This is a genomic window from Peribacillus sp. P4_C12 (assembly GCF_056402095.1).
Genome location: NZ_JBFUIB010001083.1, coordinates 1 through 709, shown reverse-complemented (window position 1 = coordinate 709; position 709 = coordinate 1). Strand labels below are relative to the sequence as shown.

At 41.9% G+C, this 709-nt stretch carries 1 protein-coding gene; it reads left to right on the top strand.

Annotated features, from left to right (window positions below; all coding sequences use genetic code 11):
* Positions 1 to 92 precede the first annotated feature (92 nt).
* Positions 93 to 709, top strand: a 617-nt coding sequence (locus AC1DUW_RS31455) for an ABC transporter ATP-binding protein (RefSeq protein ID WP_477644527.1), incomplete at its 3' end; no start/stop codon positions are given.

Genomic DNA, 709 nt, shown 5'->3' with positions numbered 1-709 from the left:
GGTGCCATCTTTGATTGGAAAATCAAACGAAAAGATAAGAAGCCGCCTGTTTTGAGAAACGATGTTTCTATTAAAGTGGAGGAGGGATGAAAATGATTATTGAAACTAAGAATTTGACAAAGCGGTTTGGCGGCTTAGCAGCAGTCAATAATGTAGATTTTGTGATTAAAAAAGGAAAAATTAATGCTATTATCGGACCGAATGGGGCGGGGAAATCCACTTTTTTCAACTTGATTAGCGGCTTTCATCGTCCAAGCTCTGGAACCGTCATTTTTAAAGGAATTGATATCACCAAGCTTCCAGCTAATGAAATAGCAGCGCTAGGAATTTCAAGGACCTTCCAAACAACCAGTCTTTTTGATAAATCGACCGTATTGGATAATGTCATTGTTGGGCATAGACTACGCACCAAATCGAATTTGGTAGACGCCATTCTAAGAACAAAACGCTTAAAACGAGAGGAAGCGGCATGTCGGGATAAGGCTATGGAGGTGCTGGAGATTGTTGGATTAACGGATGTGGCTGACAAAATAGTCGCTAGTGTTTCGCAGGAGGAAAAGAAACGGACAGCCATCGCCCTAGCTCTTGCAACGGACCCGGAAATTATCTTTCTTGATGAACCTGCTGCTGGAATCAACCCGGATGAAACGGAAGGACTGACAGTTCTGATCAGGAAGTTAAATCAATCCGGTCTTACGATATGTTTAAT